This window comes from Bradyrhizobium sp. PRIMUS42, assembly GCF_023006515.1.
Classification (GTDB): domain Bacteria; phylum Pseudomonadota; class Alphaproteobacteria; order Rhizobiales; family Xanthobacteraceae; genus Bradyrhizobium.
Genome location: NZ_JALBGZ010000996.1, coordinates 1 through 1,784, shown reverse-complemented (window position 1 = coordinate 1,784; position 1,784 = coordinate 1). Strand labels below are relative to the sequence as shown.

The window sequence follows — 1,784 nt, the reverse complement described above, 5'->3', positions numbered from 1 at the left end:
CTCGCGCCGATCGTGGCGACCGTCCGTTCCGCCGCCGCGAGGAGGGCGATGCCCCGCGCCGCGATTTCAGCGACCGTCCGAAATTCAAGCGCGACGACCGTGGTGGTGAGGGGCGTGGCGAGCGCAGCTTCAAGCCGCGTGGCGACCGTCCCTTCAAGCCGCGTGAAGACCGTCCGTTCTCCGATCGCTCCTCGCGCGATGGCGAGAAGCGGCCGTTCAAGCCGCGCGGTGACCGTCCTTCCTATGGCCGCGACGACCGTCCGCCGCGCAGCCGGGATCGTGACGATTCCCGTCCCGCCGGCCGGTCCGGCGACACGAAGTTCGGCGACAAGCGCCCTTACGCGCCGCGCGGCGACCGTCCGGAGCGCAAGTTCGACGGCGAGCGGAAGTTTTCGCGAGGCGGGCCGGATCGCGGGCCGCGTGAGGATCGTGGCGAGCGCAGCTTCAAGCCGCGCGGCGACCGTCCGAATTTCGATCGCGGTGATCGTGCGCCGCGCGGTGATCGCCCGGAGCGCAAATTCGGCGGCGAGCGAAAGTTTTCGCGTGGTGCACCGGATCGTGGGCCGCGCAAGGATTTTGGTGGCCGCGACCGCGGCGAGGACAAGCCCTGGCAGAAGCGCGACGACCGTCGCGATGGTGGCCGCGGCGAAGACCGTCCGCGCTTTTCGCGCTCGCGCGACGACCGTCCGTCGGGTGATCGTCCGTTCCGTGACCGTCCGAAATTCGATCGTCCGCGCGAACGCTCCGAAGGCCGTTCCGATTGGCACGAGCATCCGCGCAGCGAGGGCCGTTTCGGTGATCGTCCGCGCCGTGAAAACGAGGACGATAGCAGGATCTTCGAGAAACGCCCCGCCTTCGGTGGCCGCGGCGCCTATCGCGAGCGCGACCGTGATTTTGACCGGCGGCCGCGCCGGGAAGAAGAGTCGAAGCCGAAGAAGGCCGGCGAGCGCATCGCCAAGGCGCTGGCGCGTGCGGGGCTTGCCTCGCGCCGCGACGCCGAGGAAATGGTCACGCAGGGCCGCGTCACCGTCAACGGTCGTGTCATCAACTCGCCCGCGCTCGACATCACCAAGAACGACGTCGTCCTGGTCGACGGCAAGCCGTTGCCGGAGCGCGAGCGCACGCGGCTGTTCCTCTATCACAAGCCGCGCGGGCTGATGACCACACATGACGACCCCGAGGGGCGTCCGACCGTGTTCGACAATCTGCCGGAAGGCCTGCCGCGGCTGATCAGCGTCGGGCGGCTCGACTTCAACACCGAGGGCCTGCTGCTGCTCACCAATGACGGCGGGCTCGCGCGCACGCTCGAGCTCCCCGATACCGGCTGGCTGCGCCGCTACCGCGTTCGCGCCCATGGCGACGTCACCCAGGCGCAGCTCGACGAGCTCAAAAATGGCATCGAGGTCGAGGGCGTAAAATACGGTCCGATCGAAGCGACGCTGGAGCGCGACCAGGGCGCCAATGTCTGGCTGGTGTTTGCGATCCGCGAGGGCAAGAATCGTGAGGTGCGCAATGTCTGCGCCCATCTCGGGCTCGAGGTGAACCGGCTGATCCGTGTGTCCTACGGTCCGTTCCAGCTCGGCGAGGTCCCCGAAGGCCAGGTCGAGGAGATCAAGTCGCGGGTGCTGCGCGACCAACTCGGCGACAAGGTGATCGAGAAGGCGGGGGCGCAGTTCGACGTGCCGCAGAAGTCCGCTTCAAGCGACGACGATGCGCCGCGCGAGACGAAGCCCGTCAGCAAGCGCGGCGTGATCAACGACCGCAAGGGCCGCCGCGTGCTGGTG

1 protein-coding gene is annotated in these 1,784 nt (G+C 68.6%); it reads left to right on the top strand.

Annotated features, from left to right (window positions below; translation table 11 throughout):
* On the top strand, positions 1–1,784 hold a 1,784-nt coding region (locus tag MOV75_RS36720), incomplete at both ends, for a pseudouridine synthase (RefSeq protein ID WP_247007829.1).